General features: G+C 68.9%; 21 protein-coding genes and 1 tRNA gene. 15 read left to right on the forward strand and 7 right to left on the reverse strand.

Annotated features, from left to right (window positions below):
- The first annotated feature begins 37 nt into the window (after positions 1-37).
- The 3 genes from hemC to C8263_RS11580 are packed head-to-tail and all read left to right on the forward strand — an operon-like array spanning position 38 to position 2,171.
- Positions 38-967, forward strand: coding sequence for a hydroxymethylbilane synthase (hemC, locus tag C8263_RS11570; protein ID WP_107138276.1), 930 nt, complete (start codon positions 38-40; stop codon positions 965-967).
- 7 nt (positions 968-974) lie between these two features.
- Entirely contained in the window at positions 975-1,154 is a 180-nt protein-coding gene (locus C8263_RS11575) for a hypothetical protein (RefSeq protein WP_107138277.1), read from the forward strand.
- 51 nt (positions 1,155-1,205) lie between these two features.
- Complete coding sequence (locus C8263_RS11580; protein WP_408608055.1) at positions 1,206-2,171, forward strand: asparaginase; 966 nt, start codon at positions 1,206-1,208, stop codon at positions 2,169-2,171.
- A gap of 243 nt (positions 2,172-2,414) precedes the next feature.
- On the opposite strand, the gene C8263_RS11585 is transcribed toward C8263_RS11580, so the two are convergent.
- Genes C8263_RS11585 through nth form a run of 3 tightly spaced genes read right to left on the reverse strand, consistent with a single transcriptional unit; the run spans position 2,415 to position 5,077 of the window.
- Positions 2,415-3,137 (reverse strand): zinc ribbon domain-containing protein, encoded by a 723-nt coding sequence (locus C8263_RS11585; protein WP_107138279.1) that lies wholly within the window; start codon positions 3,135-3,137, stop codon positions 2,415-2,417.
- Between the two features lie 36 nt (positions 3,138-3,173).
- Positions 3,174-4,403 (reverse strand): MFS transporter, encoded by a 1,230-nt coding sequence (locus C8263_RS11590; protein WP_107138318.1) that lies wholly within the window; start codon positions 4,401-4,403, stop codon positions 3,174-3,176.
- A gap of 11 nt (positions 4,404-4,414) precedes the next feature.
- On the reverse strand, positions 4,415-5,077 hold the full coding sequence (gene nth / locus C8263_RS11595; RefSeq protein WP_107138280.1) for an endonuclease III: 663 nt from the start codon (positions 5,075-5,077) through the stop codon (positions 4,415-4,417).
- 180 nt (positions 5,078-5,257) lie between these two features.
- On the opposite strand from nth, the gene C8263_RS11600 reads away from it, so the two are divergent.
- Positions 5,258-5,333, forward strand: a tRNA-Trp gene (locus C8263_RS11600).
- A 153-nt stretch (positions 5,334-5,486) separates the two neighbouring features.
- Positions 5,487-6,137 carry a hypothetical protein gene (locus tag C8263_RS11605; RefSeq protein ID WP_107138281.1) on the forward strand — a complete coding sequence of 217 codons (651 nt, stop codon included), beginning with the start codon at positions 5,487-5,489 and terminating at the stop codon, positions 6,135-6,137.
- A 61-nt stretch (positions 6,138-6,198) separates the two neighbouring features.
- Here C8263_RS11605 and cutA read toward each other — a convergent pair whose 3' ends face one another.
- Positions 6,199-6,519, reverse strand: a complete 321-nt coding sequence (gene cutA / locus C8263_RS11610; RefSeq protein WP_107138282.1) for a divalent-cation tolerance protein CutA — start codon at positions 6,517-6,519, stop codon at positions 6,199-6,201.
- Between the two features lie 98 nt (positions 6,520-6,617).
- Between cutA and C8263_RS11615 the strand changes: the two genes are divergently transcribed.
- From C8263_RS11615 to C8263_RS11625, 3 genes are all read left to right on the forward strand, one after another.
- Complete coding sequence (locus C8263_RS11615; protein ID WP_107138283.1) at positions 6,618-7,064, forward strand: hypothetical protein; 447 nt, start codon at positions 6,618-6,620, stop codon at positions 7,062-7,064.
- A gap of 101 nt (positions 7,065-7,165) precedes the next feature.
- A complete protein-coding gene (accD, locus tag C8263_RS11620; protein ID WP_107138284.1) occupies positions 7,166-8,032 on the forward strand; it encodes an acetyl-CoA carboxylase, carboxyltransferase subunit beta in 867 nt (288 codons plus the stop codon).
- Positions 8,029-8,982 (forward strand): acetyl-CoA carboxylase carboxyltransferase subunit alpha, encoded by a 954-nt coding sequence (locus C8263_RS11625; RefSeq protein ID WP_107138285.1) that lies wholly within the window; start codon positions 8,029-8,031, stop codon positions 8,980-8,982. The genes accD and C8263_RS11625 overlap by 4 nt, the downstream gene beginning before the upstream one ends.
- Before the next feature lie 244 nt (positions 8,983-9,226).
- On the opposite strand, the gene C8263_RS11630 is transcribed toward C8263_RS11625, so the two are convergent.
- Positions 9,227-10,234, reverse strand: coding sequence for a WD40 repeat domain-containing protein (locus C8263_RS11630; RefSeq protein WP_107138286.1), 1,008 nt, complete (start codon positions 10,232-10,234; stop codon positions 9,227-9,229).
- A 258-nt stretch (positions 10,235-10,492) separates the two neighbouring features.
- On the reverse strand, positions 10,493-11,377 hold the full coding sequence (gene ttcA, locus C8263_RS11635; RefSeq protein ID WP_107138287.1) for a tRNA 2-thiocytidine(32) synthetase TtcA: 885 nt from the start codon (positions 11,375-11,377) through the stop codon (positions 10,493-10,495).
- Positions 11,378-11,608: 231 nt separating this feature from the next.
- Here ttcA and C8263_RS11640 point away from each other — a divergent pair, with 231 nt between their 5' ends.
- The 3 genes from C8263_RS11640 (at position 11,609) to C8263_RS11650 (ending at position 15,520) form a co-directional block, all read left to right on the forward strand.
- On the forward strand, positions 11,609-14,044 hold the full coding sequence (locus tag C8263_RS11640) for a transglycosylase domain-containing protein (protein ID WP_107138288.1): 2,436 nt from the start codon (positions 11,609-11,611) through the stop codon (positions 14,042-14,044).
- Between the two features lie 285 nt (positions 14,045-14,329).
- Entirely contained in the window at positions 14,330-14,569 is a 240-nt protein-coding gene (locus tag C8263_RS11645) for a hypothetical protein (protein ID WP_146160664.1), read from the forward strand.
- 39 nt (positions 14,570-14,608) lie between these two features.
- Positions 14,609-15,520, forward strand: a complete 912-nt coding sequence (locus tag C8263_RS11650) for a DMT family transporter (protein WP_107138290.1) — start codon at positions 14,609-14,611, stop codon at positions 15,518-15,520.
- Between the two features lie 20 nt (positions 15,521-15,540).
- Here C8263_RS11650 and C8263_RS11655 read toward each other — a convergent pair whose 3' ends face one another.
- Positions 15,541-16,023, reverse strand: coding sequence for a hypothetical protein (locus tag C8263_RS11655; protein WP_332888944.1), 483 nt, complete (start codon positions 16,021-16,023; stop codon positions 15,541-15,543).
- Between the two features lie 85 nt (positions 16,024-16,108).
- Between C8263_RS11655 and C8263_RS11660 the strand changes: the two genes are divergently transcribed.
- The 4 genes from C8263_RS11660 (at position 16,109) to C8263_RS11675 (ending at position 18,901) form a co-directional block, all read left to right on the forward strand.
- Positions 16,109-16,753, forward strand: coding sequence for a response regulator transcription factor (locus C8263_RS11660; RefSeq protein WP_107138320.1), 645 nt, complete (start codon positions 16,109-16,111; stop codon positions 16,751-16,753).
- Positions 16,754-16,775: 22 nt separating this feature from the next.
- A complete protein-coding gene (locus tag C8263_RS11665) occupies positions 16,776-17,006 on the forward strand; it encodes a hypothetical protein (RefSeq protein WP_233218781.1) in 231 nt (76 codons plus the stop codon).
- Positions 16,991-17,860: a serine hydrolase gene (locus C8263_RS11670; RefSeq protein WP_233218782.1), complete on the forward strand. Its 870-nt coding sequence runs from the start codon at positions 16,991-16,993 to the stop codon at positions 17,858-17,860. The genes C8263_RS11665 and C8263_RS11670 overlap by 16 nt, the downstream gene beginning before the upstream one ends.
- Before the next feature lie 180 nt (positions 17,861-18,040).
- On the forward strand, positions 18,041-18,901 hold the full coding sequence (locus C8263_RS11675) for a c-type cytochrome (protein WP_199188387.1): 861 nt from the start codon (positions 18,041-18,043) through the stop codon (positions 18,899-18,901).
- Positions 18,902-18,914: the final 13 nt, after the last annotated feature.

Here is an 18,914-nt window from a genome sequence, read left to right on the forward strand (position 1 = left end):
CGCCTGTTCGGTTCCCAGCCCGTATACTGGCCAGGTTATGCGGATGGTGACGGTAGGCACGCGCGGCTCGACTCTGGCGCTCGCACAGACCCACTGGGTGGTGGCCCGGCTGAAAGAGGAATGGCCCGACACGGACTTCCGCATCCAGACGATCAGTACGGGCGGTGACCGCAACCGGGGCAGCCTGGAAGCCATGGCCCAGAAAGGCGACAAGGGGTTCTGGGTCAAGGAAATCGAGGACGCCCTGCTGGGGGGGCGCATTGACATTGCGGTGCATTCGCTCAAGGACCTGCCCACCGAGCAGCCTGAGGGCCTGGAGGTCAGCGCCATTCCCCGCCGGGTGGACGCGCGCGACGTGTTGATCGGCAAAGAAGGCATGAAAAAGCTTGCGGAGCTGCCGCAGGGCGCCCGGGTGGGCACCAGCAGCGTGCGGCGCAAGGCGTTCCTGCGCGCCTACCGCCCCGATCTGCAGATCGTGAACCTGCGCGGCAACATCGACACCCGCCTCGCTGCGCTGGCCGGCGACGAGTACGACGCGATCATCCTGGCCGCCGCTGGCCTGATCCGCACCGAGATGCGCCACCGCATTGACGAATTCCTGGAACCCGATATCCTGCTGCCCGCCCCCGGCCAGGGCGCCCTGGCCCTGGAAACCCGCGCCGATGACGACCTGAGTATCGAGGTGGCCTACGCCATCCACGACCACACCACCGATGACCGCATTACCGCCGAGCGCGAGTTCCTGGCCGGGCTGGGCGCCGGGTGCATGGCGCCGGTGGGCGCGCACGCCAGCGTCAAGGGCGGCGTGCTGACCCTGGAAGGCTGGGTGGGCGCGCTGGACGGCACCAAGGTGATTCGCGGCACCACCCAGGGCGACCCCGGCGAATGCGCCGATCTGGGCGCCGAGCTGGCCACCGACATGCTGAACCAGGGCGCCCAGGCCCTGATTGACGCGGCGCGGGAGTAAGGGGCGCGTGCCGCCGCTGGCCCGCCAGTTGCTGATGGCCCTGGCCGCCGCCCTGCTGTGGGTGGGCATTGGCCTGTGGCAGCGCACCCGGGGCGGCACCGAGGTGGGGGCCGCGCTGCTGGCCGAACTGCCCCTGGGCGCGGCGGTGTTCGGACTGGCCCTCGTGTGGGTGCGCCTGCGGCGCTGACCCTGCCCGCTGCCCTGCCAGCCCGCCCGCCCCAGCGGTAGCATGCCGGCCATGTCCACCCCACCCCGGCTCGCGGTGATTCACACGGGCGGCACCATCGCCAGCCGCCCCAGCCCCGATGGGCGCGGCCTGACCCCGCAGCAGCCCCCCAGCCTGCCGGGCCTGGGCGGCGTGCAGGTCACGGACGCCCAGCCCTTCAACCTGCCCAGCCCGCATGTGACCCCGGCCCACATGGGCCAGCTGGCCGCGCTGATCCGCGACCTGGCGCCAGCCCACGACGGCGTGGTGGTCACCCACGGCACCGACACGCTGGAAGAAACCGCCTTTGCCCTGCACCTGCTGCTGGACGTGCCTATTCCGGTGGTTCTGACCGGCAGCATGCGCCACGCCGAGGAGGTGTCCTGGGACGGCCCGGCCAATCTGCTGGACGCCGCGCACGTGGCCCTGCACGCCAGCAGCCGGGGCCGGGGGCCACTGGTGGTGATCGGCGGCGATATTTTCGACGCCCGCACCGTGACCAAGATTCACACCACCGCCGTGGACGCCTTTGGCGGGTACCCGGGGCCTATTGGCCGCATTGACCGTGACGGCACGCGCGCCCGGGTGCATTACTTCGCCATGCCCGAGCCGCGCGCCACCTACCACCCGGCCCACCTGACCAGCCGCGTGGACATCCTGTACGCCTACGCGGGCTGGACGGGCGAGGGCTACGCCGGGGCCGCCGCCCAGGCCGATGGGCTGGTGATCGCCGCCCTGGGCACCGGCAACCTGCCCGCAGAGCTGCTGCCCCTCATTCAGGCCACCGAGAAACCCGTGGTCATTGCCACGCGCACCCACGCCGGGCCCGTGCTGCCGGTCTATGGCTACGCGGGCGGCGGCGCCACGCTGGTGGCGGCCGGGGCCATTCCCGCCAGTTTTCTCAACGCCCACAAGGCCCGGCTGCTGCTGCTGATCCTGCTGGGCCAGGGCCTGAGCCGCGAGCAGATTGCGGCTGTATTTGACCGGGACGAATTTTAATACGGGTTCCGAAAAATTCCGTAACGAGTTACGGAATTTTTTCGACCGAAGGGAGCAGGAAAAGATGCGGATTTCCGGGAATTGGAGGAACATTCGGCTCTTTCCCGGATGTTACGGAAATGAACGGAATCCGTATAAGAGGGCCGTGGGCTCTGGGCCATGAGCCATCCCCCAGAACTCATGGCCCATGGCCTGAAAAATCCCGCCCCCCAGCGCACTGGACAGGGCGGGCGCACCAGCCTCTTACGCCAGATCGAGGCGGATCAGGAAGCGGCCACAGCTGGGGCACTTCACCGGGGGCAGCTTGCCCTGGGCGGCTTTCTGCTGCACGTTGACCGGCAGGTTCACGTTGCAGCCGCTGCAGCGCCCGGCCTTGATCTCCACCACGCCCAGGCCCTTTTTCGCGCGGCGAATCAGGTCGTATTCGCGTACGGTGCGGGCGTCCAGGGCCCCGACCAGATCGGCGCGTTCCTGGCGGTCGGCGGCGCCCTGGTCGCGCAGGTCCTGGACGCGGGCCTCGTCGCGCGTTTCCAGCTCGTTCAGGGTGGGGCGCAGGGCGCGGTGCTGGGCGCGCAGGGCGGCCGAGCGCTCGTTCAGTTCCTGCTGCCGGGCCTTTAAGGGGCCCAGGTCCTCTTCCATCTCGTCGGCGCGCTCGGAGAGCATCTGAATGCGGCTGCCGTACTGCGACTGCGCGCGGGCATCAAAGGCGTTCTTCTCCTGCTCCTCGCGGGCGCGGGCAATCTGCTCGCGGGTGCCGGCGAGGTCCAGCTCCTGCTGGCGCACCTGCCGGTCCACGCCTTCCAGGGTAATTTCGGTGTCTTCCAGCTCGTTGTTCAGGCGCTCCTGCTCGGCGCGGGCTCCGCGCAGATCGTCGGGAATATTGCGTTCCTCGTCGCGCAGGCGGTCGAGGTTCAGGTCCAGCTCCTGAACGCGGTGCAGGCGGCGAAGGGGAGACGTATCACTCATCACTTCGCAGTCTACCCCCCTTCCGGGCACAGACGTTCAGGCGGGCGGTGAAGTGGGAATTGGGGCCGCCTTCATGCGCGCTGGCCGGTACAGGCCCAGATAGATGGCCAGCACGCTGGCGGCGTACATCAGCAGGGTCCAGGCAAACAGCAGCTGAAAGGCGGCCCCAAAGGGCAGCGCCCCGCGCACCACGCCCGAGAGCACGCTGCTGGCCGCCCAGCCCAGGTCCCAGGCAATCACGTTGACCGCCGAGTACATGGGCCGGTCATCCTCGGGCAGGGCGGTCATGGCGTAGGCGGAATACACCGGGCCCGCGGCGTTCATCAGGGCGCCGCGCGTGAACAGGGCGGCCGTGACCAGCCACAGGCTGGGGGCAAAGCCCAGCAGGGCCAGAAACGGCAGACTGGTGGCCTGCACCAGCAGCACGGCCTGCAACTGGCCCAGGCGCCGCACCAGCAGCGGCTGCAGCAGCGCGGTGGCGGCGGTGGCCAAACTGGTCCAGGCAAACAGTGTGCCCAGTCCCGCGTAACTGATGCCAAACTTGCCCTCGATAAACACGTTCAGAAAGGGAATGGTGGCCCCGGCCCCCAGGCCCACCAGAATGTTGGGCAGCACCAGCCGGGCCATGGTGCGCTTGTCCTGCACGCGGAAACTGCGCCCCTCCCGCACCGTTTTGCCCGTGGGCTTCAGGCCCAGCACGGGCAGCAGGCCCAGCAGTTGCAGGCCGGCAGCCACCGCCAGCGCCGCGCGCAGGGCGCCCAGGCCGTCCGGCTCGGTGCCGGTCCAGCCTGCGTAGGCCGAGGGCACCTGCCCGCCCAGCAGATTGCCCAGGAACCCGGCTCCGGTCATCAGGGCGCTTTGCACGCTGAAGAGGGTCACGCGGGTGCGCTCGTTGCTGTGGTTGGCCATGAAGGGTGAGCCCGCCACGATGCTCAGGGCGGCGCCGGCCCCCTGCACGATGGCCCCCAGGATCACCAGCACCGGGCCGGTGGCCCCCACCAGCAGCGCGGTGCCCACCAGGCCCAGCGCGGCCCCCACCTTCAGAGTGTGCGCGTTGCTGATGCGCCGGGCCAGGGCCACGGCCGGCAGGCTCAGGGCGGCCAGGGTGACGGCGGGCAGAGCGTTCATCAGCCCCTGCCACTCGGCGCCCAGGCCCAGGGCGCGCAGGTAGAAGTTCAGGAACAGGGCCGTGAACGCCTGCGACAGTCCGAACACGAACACCGAGATCAGGAACAGCCACACCTGCCGGGAAAAGTGCCAGGACAGGCCGCGCCCCTTCATGCCACACCCACCTTGGGGCAAAAGGGATTCATGACGCAGCCCGGGCAGTCGGGCTTGCGGGCCGTGCAGACCCGGCGCCCATGCAGAATCAGCGCGTGGTGCAGAAACACCCAGCGCTTACGTGGAAAGAGGGCCTGCAGATCGGCCTCCACCTTGTCGGGGTTGGTCTGGGTGCTCAGGGCCAGGCGGCGGCTCAGGCGGCCCACATGGGTGTCCACAGCAATGGCCGGAAAGCCGTAGGCGTTGCTGAGCACCACATTGGCTGTCTTGCGCCCGGCGCCGGGCAGGGCCACCACGGCGTCAAAGTCGTTGGGCACCTCGCCGCCGTGGCGCTCCAGAAGCAGCCGGGCCAGCGCCGCCAGATGGCGGGCCTTGGCGCGGTACAGGCCAATGCGGCGAATCAGGGGCTCTATGTCCTCGGGCTCGGCCCGGCTCATGGCCTGGGCATCGGGGTAGGCGGCGAACAGGGCGGGTGTGGCCGCGTTCACGCTCACGTCGGTGGCCTGGGCACTCAGCACCGTAGCCACCAGCAGTTCAAAGGGAGTGCGGAACTCCAGTTCGGTGCGGGCGTCGGGGTACAGGGTCTCCAGCGCGCTCAACACCTGGGCTGCACGCGTCCTCGCGCCCCGGGGCCGCTGCGCCGCTTGCTTGGCGGTCATCACCGCTTAACCTAGAGTATTTGGGCCTGGGCGGGGGGTCGTCTAAGCCGTTTGGCGCAGGGCTGGGCGGCAGCCGTGATCGGCCTGCTGGGACAGCCCCGGCGTGTCTGTGGCCCCCTTGCACGCCTGTCGGGGGCTCTGCTACTCTGCACAGGCCCGCGCTGCTGTGAGGCGCGAGAAGGGTCCTTAGCTCAGTTGGTAGAGCGGCGGTCTCCAAAACCGTAGGTCGTGGGTTCAAGTCCTACAGGGCCCGCCACAAGAGAAGTCCCCCCGCCCAGATGTGGCGGGGATTTTTATTGCCGCCTGACCCTGTCGTGAGCCACTTCATGGGCTGGCCTTGAGCCTTTCTGTACACTTGAGGGGTCCGGGTAGTTCGCCCTCTGGCCCCGTTGTGTTTCAAGGAGTTCCCATGAAAAAGGTCATTGTTTCGGTTGCCGCCCTGAGCGCCGCGCTGGTCCTGTCAGGCTGCGGGCGGGTTGTGGGCTCGTTTATTCCGCCCCAGACGGTCAGCAACCCTGCTGGTCTGGAAGGCAAGCAGCTGGTGGCGTCCTCGCCGCTCACGATTGAAGCGGTGGTGGGCACCGTCAGCTACAGCACCGCCGGCGCCCCCTTCGATGACATCACCATTCCCGAGCTGCCTCTGAACATCAAACCCACGGGTCTGGAATTCAAGACCGGGTTTGCCAGGGTGGATGTCAATGGCCTGTGCGCCAAGCCCCAACAGGTCAACCTGACGGTGCGCCGCGTGAAGCTGGAGGCCAGCGACGCCGCCAACAAGGCCACGTTCGACAGCGGCGCGGACCGTGATCTGGCCGCCTTCACCCTGACCAGGAAGTCTGAAGGGGTGGGCACCGCCACCTATGACGTCTCGGCAGGCACCCTGAACGTGACGGCCCCCGATGCGGGCACGGTGGTCAACTTCTTTACCGTGCTGACTTCCGGCGGCAGGAACACCGCGTCCGTGGAAGCCAAGATTCGCGCCAGCCAGAACGAGCTGGCGGGCTGCACCATGGCCTTTACCCTGAAAGACGTGAGCGTGGTGCTCAGCAACTTCCAGTAAGGCACAGCAGGCAAAGCGCGCCGCCCGGCATTCTCTGGGCGGCGCGCTTTGCCTGAGAGGTTTAACGCGGCCCCGGTTCCAGGGCCCCGCGCAGCCATGACTGAAATTCTGGCAGGGCGCGGTCGTACTGCAGGGCGATGATCTCGGGCACCTCATAGGGGTGCAGGGCCTTGATGCGCGCTTCCAGCTCGGGGTACTGCTCGCCGGTGGTCTTGATCAGCAGCAGGCTCTCAGGGTCCTCGGCGACCTCGCCGTGCCAGCGGTACACGCTTTGCAGGCCCGGCACGATATTCACGCAGCCAGCCAGATGCTCGTTGACCAGAATCCGGGCCAGATCCAGCGCCCGTTCCGGGGGAAGGGTGACCAGCACGACGAGTGACATACAAGCCGCAGCCTACACCGGACAGTGGTGGGGCAAGGCGGATGCGTGAACGTTTGCGCAAGTGCGCCCTATTGGGCGCGGTGTAGGCTGCCCCCATTATGCGGACCGCCGTGCTGATCGCTCTGCTGGTGCTGCTGGGGCTGTTCGCGGTGCTGAACACCAACGCCCTGATGTACCCGCACACCCTGAGCCTGGGCTTCGTGACCTACCGGGGCGTGCCCATGGGGCTGGTGCTGCTGGTCCTGGCCACGCTGATGACGCTGCTGTTCTACTTCTGGGCCGGGCTGACGGGCCTGCGTGCCCAGGCCGACAGCGCCCGGCTGCTGCGCGATATGGAAGCCCTGCGCGTGAGCCTGGACAGCCAGGAGGGCAGCCGCTTTGCCCAGCTGCAAGAGCACCTGGACCGCCGCTTGCAGGCGCTGGAGGCTGGCAGCGGGCAGAGCAGCGAGGTGGCGGCCCTGAGCGCCCGCGTAGACGCCCTGGGGCGCGACATGAACCTGCAACTGGCGCAGCTGGACGACTACCTGAAAACCAGGCTGGGCTGAAGCGGCGCGGCGCCCGGCACTTGAACCCGGTGCAGCCCTCTGCGGGTGCCCGCCCTAGAATGCGCGGGTAGGCAGTTCATCCCAAAGAGGAGTTTGACCGCATGGCCCTTGACCGTTTTTTTCGTCGCCGTCGCCCGCAGGTGCAGCCGGGCTCCGACGTGCCCGACCTGTGGACCCAGTGCCCCGCCTGCAAAGAGGGGCTATACAACCGCGAACTGGAAGCGGCCGCCTTCGTGTGCCCCAAGTGCGGCCACCACCTGCGCCTGGACGCCGGCCAGCGCGTGAGCGTGCTGCTGGATGAAGACAGCTTCGTCCAGCGTTCTGGGCGGGTGCACCCCACCGACGCCCTGGGGTTCCAGGACACCGAGAGCTACCCGGAGCGCTTAAGGCGCGCCCAGAAGAAAACCGGCCGCCCCGACGCTATCCTGACTGGCAGCGGCACCATCCTGGGGCTGCCGGTAACCGTGGCCGTGATGGACTTCGCCTTTTCGGGGGGCAGCATGGGCAGTGTGGTGGGCGAAGAGATTGCCCGCGCCGCCGAGCACGCCGCCGAGGCCGGCACGCCCCTGGTGATCGTGACCGCCAGCGGCGGGGCGCGCATGCAGGAAAGTGCGCTCTCCCTGATGCAGATGGCCAAAACCACTGTGGCCCTGGAAGCCCTGACCGAGCGCGGCCTGCCCTACGTGAGTGTGCTGACCGACCCCACCACGGGCGGCGTGACCGCCAGCTTCGCCACCATTGCTGACGTGATCGTGGCCGAGCCCGGCGCCCTGATTGGTTTTGCCGGGCCGCGCGTGATTCAGCAGACCATTCGCCAGAGCCTCCCTGAGGGCTTTCAGCGCGCTGAGTTCCTTCTGGCGCACGGCATGGTAGACGCGGTGGTGGACCGCCGCGAGCACCGCGCGTATCTGGCCTCGCTGCTGGGGCTGCTGACCCGCCGGGAAACGGCCGTGGGGGCGGGCGCATGACCCGGACCGTGGACACCCTGCGTGAACTTGAAGCCCGCGTGCGCGATCTGGAAGGCACCGCCCAGCGGACCGGGCAGAACCTGGACGCCGCCATTGTGCCCCTGCGCGCGGAGGTGGAGCGTCTCAAAGCCGAGCAGGCCCGGGAGCCACTCAGCCGCTGGGACCGGGTGGGGCTGGCCCGCGCGCCCGGGCGGCCCACCGCGCTGGACTACGTGGAGCGCCTGTGCACCGAATTTACCGAGTTGCACGGCGACCGCCGCTACGGCGACGACCCCGCGCTGATCGGCGGGCCGGCGCGCTGGCAGGGCGTGCCCGTGATGCTGCTGCTGCAGCAGAAGGGCCGCGACACCAAAAGCAAGATCAAGCGCCGCTTCGGCAGCGCCAACCCCGAGGGCTACCGCAAGGCCGTGCGTCTGATGGATCTGGCCGACAAGTTTGGTCTGCCGGTGGTGGCGCTGGTGGACACCCAGGGCGCCTACCCGGGCCTGGAAGCCGAGGAGCGCGGCCAGGGCTGGGCCATTGCCGAGAGCATTCGCCGCATGCTGAACCTGCGCGTGCCGGTGGTGAACGTGGTGATTGGGGAAGGCGGCTCGGGCGGCGCGCTGGCCATTGGCGTGGGCAACCGGGTGCTGATTCAGGAAAATGCGTGGTACTCGGTCATTTCCCCTGAGGGCGCGGCCAGCATTATCTGGAAGGATGCCAGCAAGGCCCCCCTGGCCGCCGAGGCCCTGAAGCTGACTGCCCCGGACCTGCTGGAGCTGGGCATCGTGGAAGAGGTGATTCCCGAGCCGGCGGGCGGCGCCCACGGCAACGCCGACGCGGCGGCCCAGGCGGTGGGCGAGGCGGTCAGCCGCCACCTGCGCGAGCTGATGGGGCAAAGCCCGGAGGAACTGAAACAGAGCCGTGCGGCGCGCTTTCGCCGGCTGGGGGCCTATACCGAGCAGGGGTAACCGGCTCTGCCAGGGGGCCGCGTCTGTGCTGGACAGACGGCGGCCCCTCACGTTGCCCTGCGGGGCTGCTCTGCCGGTGCGCGGCGGGGACGCCCCTGACACCATGGCCGCTCTCACCTCCACCCAGCAGCGGCCGGTCCCGGTGTTTCACCGGAGCGATGATGTGGACCTTGAGACGAATGCGCGCGGCGAGTCGTTGGCCGTGCCTGACCCCAACAGCGCGGACAGCCGCGCCTGGCATGGATCAAGCGGCCTGGGGCAGCGGCCGGGCCTGCAGGGGCGTGCCGCCCACCCCGCCACTCAGCAGGGTCTGGCCGTCCGGGGTCATGGCCGTGAAGAACGGCAGCGTGCCAGCCTGCCGGCCCTGTTCCCGCCCGGTGGCTGCGCCGTACACCACGGCGAGGCCGCTAAAGTACCCCACCAGTAGCGTGCGGCCACCGGCACTCAGGCTCAGGGTAACGGGGCCCGCCGCGCAGCGGCCCTGCCAGAAGGGCATGTCGCAGGGTGCGGTGGGGCGCGGCAGCGTGGTCACGCGGCCGGGCGTGGTCAGGGCGTAGCGGCGCACCGGGTCGTGGCCGTCGGCCACATACAGGGCGCGGCTGTCCGGGGTAAAGGCCAGCGAGCGCGCGGTTTTGGCAAAGGCGCCCGGGAGGGCCTGGGCCGCCCAGGTGCGGGTGTCGTACACCGTGGCGTGGCTCCGCGTCCCCACGAACAACCGTGTGCCGTCCAGGCTGGGCCGCAGACGTTCGGCGCCCCAGCTGTTCTGCAGCAGCGTGTGTTCCCGCTCGCCGCTGTCCGTGTTCCACACCTGCACGTCGCCGTTGAAGTTGCCCACATACAGCGCTTGGCCATCTGGGCTGAGGGCCAGGACCTGTGCACCTTCCAGGCCTTGGCCCGGGCCGCCCAGAGTGCGCAGGGTTTCTCCCCGCCGCACATGCAGGGTGGGCGCCTGTCCTGGCCCCGGCTGGCTCAGCCACGCCAGCGTGTTCAGGTCCGGCGTCCAGGCCGGGGCCAGGGGCGGCCCGGCCTTGGCGGTGGGCAGCGTAAGGGTCTGCGTGACCCTGCCGGTGTTGGGACCGCGCACCTCCAGCTGCGAGAAGTCCGGGCCCCGGCCTGTCACCAGTGGAGCAGTCACCACCTGCCCCTGACCGCCGAAGCCCAGCAGCGCGGCGGGGGCACTCCAGCGCAGCGGGGCAGGGGAGAGGGCCAGAGCTGAACCCAGCACAGCCAGGGCAAAGGGAAGGGCGCGCATGCCGCAGCCTAAGTCCCTCGCCCCTCCCCCAGGCCAACGGTTCAGAAGGGCGCAGCAACGTTTCCCGGTGCGAGGCACTTAGACGGACGGCCGTGCATGTCCGGAACATCCGGGAAGAAGGGGAGGTTTCCCGCCTGCGGCACTGCTCCAGCCCAATGCCCGGGCAGCTGTCTCCTTTCCTGCTCTGCTCCGCAGCGCTGCGAGTTCCTCCGGTCGGAAACATCCCGTCATGGGGTACGGCTTTGTTCGGAACTCGTCTTAGCCCAGCAGGCTCAGTTCGTTCAGGTCAGTCAGGAATTCGCGCTCGGGGTAACGCTCGGCGTCAAAGCCGGTGTCGCCCTCGGCCGGGGTCACGCTCAGCGAGGCAAAATCGAACAGCGCGCGGTCCAGCAGGTGGCTGGGGGTCACGCGGGTCAGGGCCCGCAGGATGTTGTTCAGGCGTCCGGGGTGCTCGCGCTCCCAGCCCTGGAGCATCTCGCCCACAATCTTGCGCTGCAGGTTCTCCTGACTGCCGCACAGGTTGCAGGGAATGATGGGAAAGGCGCGCGCCTGGGCATAGCGGATGATCTCGCTTTCGGCCACATACGCCAGCGGGCGGATCACCACGTTCGTGCCGTCGTCGCTTTGCAGCTTGGGCGGCATGGCCTTGAGGCGGGCGCCGAAGAACAGGTTCATGAACAGCGTTTCCAGAATGTCATCGCGGTGGTGGCCCAGGGCGATCTTGGTGGCGCCAATCTTGCGGGCGTGCGCGTACAGAATGCCCCTTCTGAGGCGGCTGCACAGCGCGCAGGTGGTTTTTCCCTCAGGCGTCTTGTCCTTCACCACGCTGTAGGTGTCTTCACTCAGCGCGTCAAAGCGCACGCCCAGTTCGCGCAGGTGGCGCGGCAGCACGTCCCTGGGAAAGCCCGGCTGGCCCTGGTCCAGGTTGACCGCCACCAGCTCAAAGTCAATGGGCGCCCGTTTTTGCAGGTGCAGCAGCACGTCCAGCAGCGTGTAGCTGTCCTTGCCGCCGGACAGGCAGACCATTACCCGGTCGCCGTCTTCAATCATGCGGTAATCGCCAATGGCCTGCCCCACCCCCTTCACGATGGGAGCAAACAGGCGGGCGGTGTCGGGGGCAGAGGTGGGGGCAGGGTGGGTCATGGCGCGCTAACGGCCCATGGTACGCGCTGGGCGCGCGGGCATATGTTCCCTGGCTCTCCTGGGCCACGTGGGGGCGACCCGGGGCGTTCCATCAAGCCCCGCTCATGCTTTGGGGGGATGAGGGGCCTGTGGGCGGCGTGGCAGACTGCCCCGCATGACGGCCCCGCCCCGCGCCCCTGTCCGTGACGCCGTGCCCATCAGCGCTCACCGGAAGCGGGTACAGTGACCCGGATGAGGGTTTTCAATGGACTGGCCGCGCTGCTGCTCGCAGGTGCAGCGGGCGCCGGGGGGCTGTGGTACACCTGGGGCCGCGACCTGCCCAGCGTCTCGGACCTGGACGTGCTGGAATTCAGCGGCCAGACGCGGGTGTACGACCGCGCCGGCACCCTGGTGGGCACCCTGACCCCCAGCCTCAGCAGCGGGGGCAGCGTGAACCGCAATCTGCTCAAAGCCTCACAGATCAGCCCGTGGCTGCAAAAGGCTGTGGTGACCAGCGAGGACCGACGCTTTTACCAGCACAGCGGCGTGGACGCCATTGGGATCGCGCGCGGCCTCCTCAAGGGCCTGCTGCAGAATGACCTGGAAGGCGGCAGCTCCATCACGCAGCAGGTCGTGAAAAACACGCTGCTCGACGATCTGGAAGGCGCCCGCACCCCCGAGCGTAAGTTCAAGGAAGCGGTGCTGGCCTATCAGCTGGAGCGCAACTTCGAGAAGGGCCAGATTCTGAACGCCTACCTGAATGTTATCTACTGGGGCGATGGGGGCAGCCGCGACATCATCGGTGCGGGGGGCGCGGCGCATGCGTATTTCCGCAAGAGCGCCTCGGAGCTGAATCTGGCCGAAAGCGTGTATCTGGCGACCATCATTCCGGCGCCCAACCGCCGCTACAAGGATTTCAAGGCGTACCGCCCCCTGATGAAGAACCTGATGGCCCGGATGGTCGAGGACGGCCAGATCACCCAGGCCGAGGCCGACGCCGCCTGGAAAACGCCCATCTACCCGGCAGGCTGGCGCATCGGCTGGAACGCCGACGGCACGCTGCGCTCGGCCACCCTGGAGCGCCCGGAGCGGCTGGACGAGAACCTGAAGCGGCTGGAAGGCGCAGGCAACTACGCCAACTTCTCCTACCTGCAGGCGGTGGAAAAGGAACTGCTGCCGGTCATTGGGCGCAAGGCGCTGTATGGCGGCGGGCGCATCTATACCGGCATGAGTGCCCAGGCGCAGGCCGCCGCCGAACAGGCCAGCAAGGACGCCCGGCTGCCCGGCGGCGCCACCCTGGGCGTGGCCCTGGTGCGGCCCGACAGCGGCGAGGTGCTGGCGCTGGTGGGCCAGAAGCTGACGGGCGGGCGCCCCGGCGACTGGAACAACGCCACCCAGGCCCGGCGGCAGGTGGGCAGCTCGATCAAGCCGCTGCTGTACGCCCTGGCCCTGGAAAAGGGCTGGAAGCAGAGCGACACCGTGCTGGACGCGCCCATTCGCGGCGACTACCAGCCCATGAACTACAACCGCCGCTGGACCGGGCGCTACGTGACCCTGCGCTACTCGCTGGACCACTCGCTGAACCTCCCGACGGTGCGCATGGCCCAGGAACTGGGCCTGAACACCTTTGAGGCCAAGCTGCGCGAGCTGAACCTTACCCCACCGGCCAACGCCGGGTTGCCCCTCAGCATCGGCACCCTGGAGGCCAGCCCCCTGCAGATGGCGGCGGCCTACGCCACCTTCGCCAACGGCGGGCTGTATTACGAGCCCACGCTGGTGCGCAAGGTAGAAGACGCGCGCGGCAAGCTGCTGTACACCCGTCCCGCCCCGGTGGCGAAGCGGGTCTGGGATACCCGCACGGCGTGGCTGGGGCTGGACATGCTGCGCGGCGTGGTCAATGACCTTTCAGCTCCGCAGGGCGGACTGGCCACCCGCGCCCGCATTCCGGGGTGGCCTGTGGGCGGCAAGACCGGCACCACCAACGACATCAAGGACCTGTGGTTTGCGGGGGTCACGCCCACCGTGGCCGGGGCGGTGTGGGTGGGCCGGCAGGAGGGCGGCGCGCTGCCGGCCTGGGCCACCAGTGGCGACGTGCCCACGCCGGTGTGGCAGCAGGCGGTGGCCGGGGCGCTGCAGGGCCAGCCCGCCGCCTCATTCCGCGAGCCAGAGGGCATTGAGTACCGCGTGGTGCGGCAGGTGAACATGGCTTTTCGCGCTGGCGAGGGCGACGATCCCCCGGTGGCGCGCGACGGCAGCGGAGCCCAGGGCGGCTTCTTTGGCCGCCGCGCTCCCCAGCCGGCCCCGGCACCGCCCGAACCCGAACCCCAGCCCGTCCCCCAGCCCGAGCCCACCCCGGCGGCCCCGGAACCTGAACCGGCGCCCCTGCCTGAAGAACCCCCGCCTGACCCCACCCCCCTGCCCGAGGACCCCGCCGCGCCGCAGGACCCCGTGCCCGCCGAGCCTGACCCCGCCGTGCCTGTGACCCCGCCCCCACCCACCGAGCCGGACCCGCAGCCTCAACCGCTGCCCGAGCCGGCGCCGGTGCCCGAACCAGAACCGCTGCCCGAGCCGCCAACCGACCCTGCCCTGGAGGCACCGGAAGACCCCGAGCCCCTGCCTGCCGATGGCTTTGACGATTCGGGCGAGGAGGGCGAGGGGCCGGTGAATGAACTGGAACCGCTCGACTGAGACGACTTCCGAAACATCCCGTCATGCGTGACGGGATTGTTCTGACCTGAGGGACGCGCAGAGCGGCGGCGCAGGAAAAAAGACGGCGGTCCGGGCATTGGACTGCCCCCAGCCGAAGGCAGGAAACATCCCCCTTCTTCCCGGATGTTCCGGACATGGACGGCCGTCCGTATGCGGCGGAGTGCCGGGCCCAGCTTCCGGGTCAACCGCCCACTTCTGAGCTCCTGGTGGCTGTTCTGGACTCTATTCCCTGCTCTGTGGGTGCAGCCGCTCTACACTGCCCCCATGCCCTGGACCCTCTGGCTGGTCACCCTGCTGGCCTGTGTGCTGGCCCCCCTGAGTGTGCTGGCGCTGGGCCGGGCCCTGCCCCGACTTTCGGTGCCGGGACTGCTGGGTGAGGGGCTGACCATGGCCCTGCTGGTGCTGCTCCTGACCCAGGACGCGCCGCTGTACGCCCTGCTGCTGGTGTTTGTGGCGGGAGCGGTGGGCACGGGGGCGGCCCTGTACCGTCACCTGAATACATAGACCCCAGCCCCCGGTCCACGCTGGTCTAGACTGCCGCCCATGTCTGCCCGTGCGCGCGGCGCGCTGCTTCTGCTGCTGGTCACCTGCCTGTGGGGCAGCACGTTCGCTGTGGTCAAGACGCTGGGCGAGAGCCTGAGCGCGCCGCTGCTGATCGCGTGGCGCTTTTCCATTGCGGCCGTGGCCCTGCTGCCACTGCTGCTGTGGCGCCCGCGTACGCCCCGGACCCTGCCAGTCCCCGCCCACCCCCTGTGGCGCGACGGTCTGATGCTGGGCGCGTGGCTGATTGCGGGTTACGGCACCCAGACCATCGCCCTGCAGACCACCACCGCCAACCGCGCAGCCTTTTTCACGGCCCTGAGCGTGGTGCTGGTGCCGCTGTGGCTGGCCCTGGCCCAGCGCCGCCGCCTGCCGCTGACCCTGTGGGCGGCGCTGCCGCTGGCGGTGGCGGGGCTGGGCCTGCTGTCCTGGGAGGGCGGCGCCTGGGTGGTGGGCGACGCCTGGGCGCTGGCCTGCGCCGTCACCTACGCCGGGTTCATCGTGGCGCTGGAGGGCACGGCGCACCGCCACGCGGCCCTGCCCTTCACGGCCGCGCAGGTGCTCAGCGTGACAGGCCTGGCCTGGGGGTGGGCGCTGCTGAGCGCCCCGGCCACCGTGCTGCCGCCCCCCGACGCCTGGGCGCCGCTGCTGTACCTGGGCGTGGCCGCCACAGCGGTCACCACCCTGCTGCAAACGGTGGGCCAGCGCCACGTCAGCGCCGCCGAGGCCAGCCTGATCTACGCCCTGGAACCGGTGACCGCCACCGCCTTCAGTTACGCGCTGCTGCGCGAGCAGGTGGGGCTGCGCGGGGCCCTGGGGGGCGTGCTGGTGGTGGTTGCCACGGTGCTCAGCCAGCGCGCCACGCCCCACGCCGAAACACCTGCGCCCCAGGCTGAGGAGCCCCAGGCCGGGTGACGGCGCTCAACGCCGGGGGCTCAGCGGGGGCGGGTCTGGTCGGGAATGAGCAGAGTCTTCAGGGCGGGGCTGCTGCCCCACACGCTGCGCAGGCTGCCCTGCAGGGCCGAATCGCGTACGGCGCGGTACAGCGCTGGCTGCAGGCTGGCCGACGGATACACGGCGCGCGTGCCCTGGGTGCCCACCTTCACGTCCAGCGGAAAGCCCAGCGCCAGCGCCGAGATCAGGGCGCCGCCCAGCAGAAAGCCGCCCAGCGCCCCCGCGCCCAGGTGCCAGGGGTGCTCCAGCGGCGTGGGAATCAGGCGCAGGGTCGCCACTGCCACGCCCACGCCCAGCAGGGCCGCCAGCAGCGCGGCCGCCGGGCTGTCCACCAGGGCATTGGCCAGAAAGCAGGCGGCCAGCCCCCCGGCGCCCCAGGCCAGCCCCGCCAGCCCGCGCCGCGCGCCCAGGGCCGTCAACACAGCCCACAGGGTCACCAGCAGCGCATCAAACCACGTGATCACCCTGCCAGTGTACAGGGGGCGCGCTTACAAATTCCTGCCCGCCTTTGCCACGGTGTGGGCCCGGGGGCTGCCCTACACTGGGGCCATGATTCGCGTTCTGCTCGTGGATGACCACGCGCTGTTCCGCCAGGGACTGCGCAGCCTGCTTGAAAGCGAGGGCATGCGCGTGATTGGCGAAGCCGCCAATGGCCGCGAGGCCATCCGCTACGCCGCCGACACCCACCCCGACGTGATCCTGATGGACATTCAGATGCCCGATCTGGACGGCGTGAAAGCCACCCAGAGCATTCTGGAAATTGACCCGCAGGCCCGGGTCATCATGATCACCATGTACCGCCAGGACCGCTATGTGTTCGAGGCAGTCAAGGCTGGCGCGCGCGGCTACGTGCTCAAGGACGCCGACGCCACCACCCTGCTGGACGTGATTCGCCGGGTGGCGGCCGGCGAGGCGCTCCTGGACGCCGACATGGCCCAGAACGTGCTCGACGACTTCCGCGACAAGCGCGAGGAGTTGCCCAGCGAGAAGCACGCCGACCTGAACGAGCGTGAAACCATGATCCTCAAGCTGCTGGCCCAGGGCTTTTCCAACCAGGACATCGCCCTGCGCCTGGACATCAGCGAGAAGACGGTGCGCAACCGCCTCTCGGAAATCTTTACCAAGCTGCAGCTGAACAACCGCACCCAGGCGGCGCTGTACGCCATTCGCGAGGGCATTGCCAACCTTGAGTAGAAAGGGCCCACAGAACCGCCACGTGCGCCCGCCGGCCGCCGCCCCCGTCACCTTTCAGGCCGGCTGTGGCCGCGAGTGGAGCCTGCCCAGCGCGGAGCCGGATCTCGCCTATACCGAGCAGGCGTTTCCAGAGTGCCCCGGTTGCCTGCACCGGGTCGAGCCGGAAGGCACGCTGCCGTTTTGCACCCTGCGCCCGGTGGGCACGGCCCATCCGTTTGCAGCGCTTTCGGGGTTGTCGTGGCCGGAGGACTGACTGTGCTGGGTGGGCTGGCGGCCTTCCACGAGCGGCTGCGTGGGGCCGGTTTTCCCGGCCGCGTGGGGCTGCGGGTCTGTGCCCTGGACGGCACTGAACTGGTGGCCACCGGGGCCGACGAGGTGTTTCCGGCCGCCAGCACCATCAAGGTGCCCCTCTTGGTGATGGCGCTGCAGGCGGCGCAGACCGGCCGGCTGCCCCTGCATGGCCGCGTGACCATGACGGCCGAAGACCGCGCCGGGGGCGCCGGGGTGCTGCACGAACTGGCCCCGGGCCTCGCCCTCACGTGGCAGGACGTGCTGACCCTGATGATCGTAGTGAGCGACAACACCGCCACGAATATGGTGATTGAAGCGCTGGGACTGGAGGCGGTGAACGACTGGCTGGCCGCCCACGGCCTGGGCGGCACCCGACTGGTGGGCCCCTTGCAGCGCCCGCCGCACCTGCAGAACGAGGCCCAGCGCCGGGGCGAGCGTAATGCCACCACCGCCCGCGACCAGACCGAGGTGCTGCGCGCCCTGGTGGCGGGCGAGTGGCTGGACCCCACACACACGGCGCTGGCCCTGAGCATTCTGGAGCGCCAGCAGTACCGCGACCTGATTGGCCGCCGCCTTCCGCGCGATGAGGAAGGCCAGCTGCGCTTCCGCGTGGCCAGCAAGAGCGGCGAATTGCTGGGTGTTCGCCACGATGTGGGCGTGCTCTGGACCCCCCGGCCCCTCCTGGTGGCCCTGCTGTCCCGGGACGGCGGCGACCCCCGCGAACACCCGGAAAACCGCGATGTCCTGGCCCTGGCCGCCGCCCTGTGGCCCCTGCTGGCCGAACTGGGGCAGGTGGGGTCAGGGGGGGACATTTAACCGCTCGGTCAGGCGCATCATGCAGGGTGCCAGAGCCCTGCTTTCTGCCTGGAGAGCGCGGCTGGGCGCGTGTTCGGCGCGTGGTATGCTGACCCGCATTAGGCCAGTTGAGCGCAGGTTTTCCCGTCCGCCAAGCGGAGCGGAACTGTACAGGCCACTTCACGCTGAGGGAGAGGGAACGTGGAAAGAAACGACGCTGTCATGCCCTGGGTCGCCATCGTCTGTGCGGCCATTATGTGGATTATCCTGCTGTTCTTGTTCAACAAGGAAACAGCGCCCAAGCCGGTGACGATTGACCCGGCGGCGGCAGCCAAGATCAGTCAGGAGTGGCCGACTGTCGGTAAAGATGTTTATAGCAACGGTTCTTGTGCTGGGTGCCACGGCGCAGAGGGCCAAGGTGGGTTGGGCCCAGCTCTGGCAGGAAATACCAAGATCGTCAAGGACCCGGCTTACGTCTACAACGTCATCGTGAAGGGCAAAGGCACAATGCCCGCGCAGACTCAGCTGAATGAAAGTCAGGTCTTTGCGGTGGCCAACTACGTCCTGAACTCCTGGGGCAACAAGATTGAGGAGCCGCTGACCCCCGCAGTTATCCAGGCCAGCCAGAGCAAGATTGACCCGGCGGTCCTGAAAAATCGCAGCCGCTTCGTTCCCGAGGATCTGAAGTTGCCCGAGATCTTCCTGGCCACCTTCGTCATGGTGTTGCTGACGTATGGCCTGATCGGGCTGTACAGCGTGTGGGCTGAAGGGCAGGAACTGCACCCCGGCATTCACAAGGTCCGTTCCACGCCCCTGGCAACCCTGGGCATCATCACGACCCTGGGCCTGACCGTACTGTTCAGCATTCTGTTCGTGCGCCAGATGATCACCGACTTTGCGGGCTGGGCGGCCAAGGAACCCGTGATGCCCAATGTCACGATGGAAGGCTTCTACGCGGCCATGATCCTGCTGATGCTGGCGGCCAGCATCGCGCTGTACAAGAAGTTCTTCATGGACGGCGAAGTGCTCGTTGAAGACGCCAGCGGCGAATTCCCCTGGTAAGAGAGGTAGAGAC

It is taken from the genome of Deinococcus arcticus (assembly GCF_003028415.1).
In the GTDB taxonomy this organism is placed as follows: Bacteria; Deinococcota; Deinococci; order Deinococcales; family Deinococcaceae; genus Deinococcus; species Deinococcus arcticus.

What these genes read in the sequence shown, in the direction of transcription:
- hemC (WP_107138276.1), top strand. Translation starts at nt 38, where the DNA reads ATGCGGATGGTGACGGTAGGCACGCGCGGCTCGACTCTGGCGCTCGCA.
- C8263_RS11580 (WP_408608055.1), top strand. Translation starts at nt 1,206, where the DNA reads ATGTCCACCCCACCCCGGCTCGCGGTGATTCACACGGGCGGCACCATC.
- C8263_RS11585 (WP_107138279.1), bottom strand. Translation starts at nt 3,137, where the DNA reads ATGAGTGATACGTCTCCCCTTCGCCGCCTGCACCGCGTTCAGGAGCTG.
- nth (WP_107138280.1), bottom strand. Translation starts at nt 5,077, where the DNA reads ATGACCGCCAAGCAAGCGGCGCAGCGGCCCCGGGGCGCGAGGACGCGT.
- C8263_RS11605 (WP_107138281.1), top strand. Translation starts at nt 5,487, where the DNA reads ATGAAAAAGGTCATTGTTTCGGTTGCCGCCCTGAGCGCCGCGCTGGTC.
- cutA (WP_107138282.1), bottom strand. Translation starts at nt 6,519, where the DNA reads ATGTCACTCGTCGTGCTGGTCACCCTTCCCCCGGAACGGGCGCTGGAT.
- C8263_RS11615 (WP_107138283.1), top strand. Translation starts at nt 6,618, where the DNA reads ATGCGGACCGCCGTGCTGATCGCTCTGCTGGTGCTGCTGGGGCTGTTC.
- accD (WP_107138284.1), top strand. Translation starts at nt 7,166, where the DNA reads ATGGCCCTTGACCGTTTTTTTCGTCGCCGTCGCCCGCAGGTGCAGCCG.
- C8263_RS11625 (WP_107138285.1), top strand. Translation starts at nt 8,029, where the DNA reads ATGACCCGGACCGTGGACACCCTGCGTGAACTTGAAGCCCGCGTGCGC.
- C8263_RS11630 (WP_107138286.1), bottom strand. Translation starts at nt 10,234, where the DNA reads ATGCGCGCCCTTCCCTTTGCCCTGGCTGTGCTGGGTTCAGCTCTGGCC.
- ttcA (WP_107138287.1), bottom strand. Translation starts at nt 11,377, where the DNA reads ATGACCCACCCTGCCCCCACCTCTGCCCCCGACACCGCCCGCCTGTTT.
- C8263_RS11640 (WP_107138288.1), top strand. Translation starts at nt 11,609, where the DNA reads ATGAGGGTTTTCAATGGACTGGCCGCGCTGCTGCTCGCAGGTGCAGCG.
- C8263_RS11645 (WP_146160664.1), top strand. Translation starts at nt 14,330, where the DNA reads ATGCCCTGGACCCTCTGGCTGGTCACCCTGCTGGCCTGTGTGCTGGCC.
- C8263_RS11650 (WP_107138290.1), top strand. Translation starts at nt 14,609, where the DNA reads ATGTCTGCCCGTGCGCGCGGCGCGCTGCTTCTGCTGCTGGTCACCTGC.
- C8263_RS11660 (WP_107138320.1), top strand. Translation starts at nt 16,109, where the DNA reads ATGATTCGCGTTCTGCTCGTGGATGACCACGCGCTGTTCCGCCAGGGA.